General features: G+C 36.5%; 6 protein-coding genes. 3 read left to right on the top strand and 3 right to left on the bottom strand.

Going from position 1 to position 6,258, the window contains the following annotated elements:
• Positions 1 to 88 precede the first annotated feature (88 nt).
• A complete protein-coding gene (locus tag MSI_RS08905) occupies positions 89 to 1,003 on the top strand; it encodes a hypothetical protein (RefSeq protein ID WP_009105966.1) in 915 nt (304 codons plus the stop codon).
• A gap of 22 nt (positions 1,004 to 1,025) precedes the next feature.
• Positions 1,026 to 3,629, top strand: a complete 2,604-nt coding sequence (locus tag MSI_RS08900) for an InlB B-repeat-containing protein (RefSeq protein ID WP_009105964.1) — start codon at positions 1,026 to 1,028, stop codon at positions 3,627 to 3,629.
• A gap of 120 nt (positions 3,630 to 3,749) precedes the next feature.
• Here the strand turns inward: MSI_RS08900 and MSI_RS14315 are convergent, their stop codons facing one another.
• Genes MSI_RS14315 through MSI_RS08890 form a run of 3 tightly spaced genes read right to left on the bottom strand, consistent with a single transcriptional unit; the run spans position 3,750 to position 5,143 of the window.
• Entirely contained in the window at positions 3,750 to 4,088 is a 339-nt protein-coding gene (locus MSI_RS14315) for a polysaccharide biosynthesis C-terminal domain-containing protein (protein WP_237706500.1), read from the bottom strand.
• On the bottom strand, positions 4,055 to 4,276 hold the full coding sequence (locus MSI_RS15010) for a hypothetical protein (RefSeq protein WP_237706499.1): 222 nt from the start codon (positions 4,274 to 4,276) through the stop codon (positions 4,055 to 4,057). Before MSI_RS15010 ends, MSI_RS14315 begins: the two co-directional genes overlap by 34 nt.
• Before the next feature lie 33 nt (positions 4,277 to 4,309).
• The gene (locus tag MSI_RS08890; RefSeq protein WP_009105959.1) at positions 4,310 to 5,143 is read right to left on the bottom strand and encodes a phosphotransferase; all 834 of its coding nucleotides are present in this window, start codon (positions 5,141 to 5,143) and stop codon (positions 4,310 to 4,312) included.
• A 174-nt stretch (positions 5,144 to 5,317) separates the two neighbouring features.
• Between MSI_RS08890 and MSI_RS08885 the strand changes: the two genes are divergently transcribed.
• Positions 5,318 to 6,109: a MerR family transcriptional regulator gene (locus MSI_RS08885; protein WP_009105956.1), complete on the top strand. Its 792-nt coding sequence runs from the start codon at positions 5,318 to 5,320 to the stop codon at positions 6,107 to 6,109.
• The last annotated feature ends 149 nt before the right edge of the window (positions 6,110 to 6,258 follow it).

Here is a 6,258-nt window from a genome sequence, read left to right as displayed (position 1 = left end):
TTTTTAATATGCAGATTTTGCCGTTGGCAAAACTGCGATTTCGTACATCCTGTACGACCGCTAACGCGGTGTTTATAAGGTGGTATCTATGAATAAACGAATAATCATTTTAACTATCTCATTTTTGCTTTCAGGACTGCTTTTCGCAAATACAACAATAGATGGTGCTATTACAAAGGCAGCAGTTGATATTACAGAGAAATGCGATGCGAAATCTATTTTGGCTATTGATGATTTTGAAAGCCCAAGCCAGGCCATGACCTTATATATTCGCGAGCAGCTTGCAGATTCTATTTTTGCAGAAGATGGATTGCTCCAGATTGTAACCCGTGAGCATATGGATAAGGTAGAAAAAGAATTGAAGTTTCAGAATTCAGGAGTTGCAAGTGAGAAAACAATTCTTTCGGTAGCAGAACGACTTGGCGCCAGATTCATTGTTTTTGGAAAACTGGAGGAGTTTAACAGCAGTTATATTTTGCGTGTAAGAATGCTTGATGTAAAAACAGGAGCATATCTATTTAGAAGAACATATGAGTTTCAGTACTCTCAGAAAACAGAACAGCTTTTAGGAAGAGCTCCAAATTACAAGAAAGTATCTCTTGGTCTTCTTGTAGAGGCAAATAAAAACTCTCTTGATTTTATATCACCGTCCGTAGGTTTTGCTTTTGATTACAGTCCATGGAGAAAAATATCAATTGGTGCAAAAGCTGCGGCTAGTTATGACATGTATGAGAAGAATAATGATTTAGTAACGCTTGAAGCATTGGGAACTTTCAGGTTTTATATTGTCTCTCTTACGGGAGAGCCTGTTACTGGTATTTATACTGAACTTCAGGCAGGAACTTCGTTGTTCTTTGTTAATTCAAATATTAAACCCGCATTTAATGGTGGTGCTTCAATCGGATACAGGTTTGCTTTAAACAATTTCTATATTGAACCGGAAATACGTTTTGGATATCCGTATCTTTTTGGATGCGGAATGTATGTAGGAATGAGATTCTAGAACAGGGTGTGGAGGTTGTATTATGAGAAAATCAATTATTTCAGTTATGTCAGCTTTTTCAGTAATGCTCGTACTTATTCTTTCTTCCTGTGAGAATCTTCTTCTCATAGATGAAGTTCAGTTATATGAAGTGTCTTTCGAGACAAACGGAGGAACTCAGATTGAACCATTCCGTTCCTGTAAAATTGAAAAAGCACCTGAGACTCAAAAAAATGATGCTACATTTAGCGGCTGGTATCGGTCAGCTGATTTTTCAGGGGAACCTGTATCTTTCCCATATGAACCTGCTGAGGATACTACATTTTATGCAAAGTGGACTCAAAAGTATTCAGTACATTTTGCTACAAATGGAGGTTCTGAGATTGCTGCCTATAAGACAGATGTAATAACAGCAGCTCCTGATACAACTCGCGATGGATATTATTTTGTCGGATGGTATGAGAGTTCAGATTTTGGCGGAGAGCAAATCCAGTTTCCATATTATCTTTCTGAATCAATTACGCTTTATGCAAAGTGGATAAAGATCTGCCATGTTCAGTTTGAAACAAATGGTGGAAGTGAAGTTACTGCTTTGGATACCGCAATAATTAGTGCCGCACCTGAATCTATAAGAACTGGTTATGTTCTTTTAGGATGGTATAAAGAATCCGAATTGCAGAACCAGATTTCTTTTCCATATGTATTAACATCTGATTCGACCTTCTATGCAAAATGGATTGCAAATACAGATACTATTTATAAAGTTGAACATTACAAGCAGAATACAGCACTTGAGACTAACCTCGAATCATATGTTTATGTTGAATCAGAGAATCATGCAGGTAAAACAGATTCATTAACTCAAGCTGTTCCAAAAACTTACGATGGTTTTATTGCAGATTTATATTCTCAAACTAAGATCGCTGCAGACGGCTCAACAGTGGTTAGAATATATTATATTAGAAGAAAATATATTGTTTCATTTAATTCAAATGGTGGAACTGGAGAGGCAATTACTCAGGAATTTTACTATGGATGTCCTCAGCCATTAACAGAAAACAGTTTTTCAAATACTGGTTATGTATTTGTCGGCTGGTCTTCGTCCGCATCGGGTAAGGTCGAGTATTCTAATAAGTCAAAATTTGAAACTTCTCGTGATATTACATTGTATGCTGTTTGGAACGAACCTAAAACAGTTACTTACAAAGTACAGCATTATAAGCAGACAACTTCCCTCGGAAATAACTATGAACTCGTAACTGGTGATACACAGAATCTGTCTGGAAAAACAGGGGAGAAAACACAGGCAGCAGCTAAAACTTATACAGGATTTACAGCTAAGTCATTTTCACAAGTGACTATCAATGAGAGTGGTAACTCTGTTGTAAAGATTTATTATGACAGAAATACATATACAGTCTCTTTTAATGCTAACAGTGCCAGTGGAACGATGACTTCCCAGATTTTCTATTATGGGGTTCAACAGACAATAAAAGCAAATACATTTGATAAGCCTGGATATACATTCAATGGATGGGCCACGAGTAGTAATGGCCAAGTTGTTTATGAAAATAAGGAAACTGTCTCTGTCGATAGTGATTTGGTTTTATATGCTCAGTGGTATTATGGAATCACAGCTACAGCTTCAACAGTTGAAGACTTAAACTTATCTAATCTTACAGATGCTTTTACGGTAAAAGTTACTGGTAATATTTCACAGACGACACTTGTGAGCCTGGCGACTAAAATCGCAAAATCAAATGTTGAAATTACTCTCGATTTGTCAGAAACTCAGGGGCTGGTAACAATAAGTCCTGCAAGCAGCAATACTTCTGTTTTCAAGGATTGTAAAAAACTTGTATCTGTCGTTTTCCCTTCTAGCCTGACAACGATTGGCAGCTATGCGTTTTATAATTGTGATGGATTAAAGGAGATTTCAATACCAAGTAGCATAAAAACAATAGGAACTTGGGCCTTCAGTTCTTGTGATGCTTTGAAGACGGTTGAAATTATTGGTCCTGAAACAATTGGAAACTATGCATTTAATTATTGTAGAAATCTTGAAACCGTACACTTAAAGAATATAAAAACTATTGGAACAAATGCCTTTTGTTCATGTCAGAATTTGCAAACTGTATATCTGGAAAACATAAATACTATTGGTGCTTATTCGTTTGGTTCTTCAACAGCTGGTGATTATTCTGGTAATAATAAAACGCTTACAAGTGTAACTCTCAAGAACATTATAACAGTAGGAAGTTATGCATTTGGTTATGCAATTAATCTCAATACTGTTGATATAGTTGATGTTACAACAATAAAAGAATTTGCTTTTATGGGATGTTCTACTCTTTCTGCTGTATCGATTGATGCAATAACTGTTGAACAAGGTGCGTTCAAAAATTGTACCTCTCTGACAGCGGTAACGATTGGGAAGAGAGTGCAGGAATTGTTAAACTATTCAAGCAATGATACTTACGATTGTGTATTTTATGGTTGTTCAGTATTAACATCTGTTACGTTTGAAAATATTAGTAATTGGAAAAAAAGATATTCAAGTACAAATTCTTATCAGATAGATGTAAGCAATGCAGCAAATAATGCAGAAAACTTACGATATGAAACAAAACCATGGATTAGGTTATAACTGAGTAGTACTTGAATTATTCTATTTCTCAGATAATTCAAGTACTACTTTAATGAAAAATGCTTGCCATAGTGTTTTCCTGTTGGCAAACATTTGATTACAAAAAGAGGACGAAGTCAGTTATGCAGCCTGAGTTTTCAGCATCAGTTTTTCTTCTTTCTTCTGACTGTAGTTCATCATCAAAAGGCAGATGGCAGTAAGGATGATTTCTACAACTGGCTGAGCTGCAATGGCACCGTTTATTCCAAAGAGTGCATTCAGGATGAAAACTCCCGGAATAAAGAGGATTACGTTTCGGAGCATTGTGATTTTGAGTGAGCTCTTTGCTTTTCCGAGTGCCTGGAAGTATGCAGTGACCATGTTCACAATTCCCAAGAAAGCAGCTGATAGGCAGAGCACTCTAAGGAAACGGGCTGAAAGTTCAATCAGTTCGCTGTCCTGTAAGAAGATGGAAACCAGAGAACGACTGAATAAGAGGAAGGCAACAGTGAAGATTGCTCCAAGAATGATTCCATATTGGTTGCAAATGCAGTAAATCTCGGTGCATTCTCTTCCGTAAATCCAAATTCATCTGCAACGGTCAAAAATGCTTTCTTTATAAGGCTTACACAGTCCGGTATTTCTTCCCTTTTTACTTCTCTGATCATTTGTTTTCTACTCCACTATTTACAGAAAATATTTCAAACCCTCGGTTGAAGTTTTTTTAGGTAATTGATGTTCTTCCTGATGATTTTTATTAACCACTTCTCTTCATTAGGAATATTGTCAGCTAATCGTGAGGCGGCAATTATTGAATACCATTTCCTAAGCTCTTTTTTCTTCAGTTTGGTAAGTTTCAAATACTCATTCATATAAACATGACCAAGTATATTTTTATAAATCCTGAACAATATTCTTATGATTCTTCCGGCGGGAAAAGGAATATATGGCGAAACTAACATCAAATAACTTCGTATCAAATCGCCTTCTTTATTTCCTGCATAACAATTCATCCAGTCTATCGCTACATAACCTGAGCTGTTTACTATTATGTTTCCCGCATGTAAATCACCATGACAAATACAATTATCCTGTTTTATTGATTTCAAGCCCTCAATCAGGACATCTTTGTATGATTCTATTCCAGTTGATTTATTAATCAGATAGGAAAAACGGTCAATTTGGCTTGTAATATTGTTATTTCTTTTTTGATTAATGCTGATTTGGGTTTGTGCTAATTTTTTTATCAGCTTTATGCCTTGCGGCAAGGAAGATTTTACCAGCAGGGAAAACAGTAATTCACCTTCAACATATTCATAGACTATACCATTTTGCCCGTTGATTATAATTGTCTGATAAAATTTTGGCGCAGTGATGCATGAGTCATTAATCTCTTGTGCGATTTTAGCTTCATAATTAACAGCGTTAATGTCATAATCATTGTTGAATAACTTAATGATCTTGTTCTTGTCATATAAATAGACATTTGCCGTTGCACCGGAGCCTATAAGCTGTAAATCATCTATCTTAATCATATTTCCTTGTATAATTATTATGATATTTTTCTATGAAGAACAACTGATTTCAGACAAGATGCATGGATTGAGCGATGAAATGCATGAAAAAATTCTCAGAATATTTTAGAATCTTTCTTGACTCTCCCCTTAAGGGATAACTTAGACTTCATATCAGTTGGAGGACGAAATCTTATGCTGAAAATCGGTGAGTTTTCAAAGCTGTGTCAGATGACTGTAAAGGCACTCAGATTCTACGAAAAGGAAGGCCTTCTGATTCCTGCTTCCGTTGACGAATGGACGGGATACCGCTTTTACACGACTGAACAACTGAGGCAGGCGGCAAAAATCAAATCTTACCGCCAGCTTGACTTGTCGATTGAAGAAATCAAGGCAATTTTTAAAGGAAATAATGCGCGCAAAATCCTTGAAGAAAAAGCCCTGCAACTCCAAGTTCAGCAAAAAGAAATTGACGTCCGTCTTTCAATTATCAAACATATTTTGGAGAAAACTACTATGAAGTATCAGGTTACAGTAAAAAATATCCCGGAGCAGATTGTCTACATTGCGGAAAAAAGACTCGCAAAATATTCAGATATGATGCATGTAATTCCTGCAATTGGCGAAGAATTCAAAAAGCTCAATCCAAACCTAAACTGTGCGGAACCGCCTTACGAATTCTGTGAATACCCAGATGGCGAATATCGGGAAAACAACGTTCTTATCCGCCATGTGGAAGCCGTTACCGACTTTGGACAGGAGAGCGAGAATATCAAGTTCAAAAAACTTCCTGCCGTAAAAGTCTTAAGCATTTTCCATAAAGGAGCTTACGATCAGATTGGCGAGGCTTACGCTTTCATTATGAAATATGCCGAAGAAAATGGCTACAAAATCGCAGGACTCAGCCGCGAATGTTACATCGACGGAATCTGGAACAAGGATTCTGTTGACGACTGGCTTACAGAAATTCAGCTTCCGATAGAGTAATGAAAGTTCCCGTCTGTCATACGGCAGACGGGTTATACTTTTTTACTTTTTGCCGACTGTATTTCATCTGTACAAATATGCATCTTATCTGAAAGCCGTTCTATTTAATAAAGCTATTATATATAATGCCAGTATTAAATGATTGGGAG

Source organism: Treponema sp. JC4 (genome assembly GCF_000260795.1).
In the GTDB taxonomy this organism is placed as follows: Bacteria; Spirochaetota; Spirochaetia; order Treponematales; family Treponemataceae; genus Treponema_D.
This window is presented reverse-complemented; position numbering and strand designations above follow the sequence as displayed.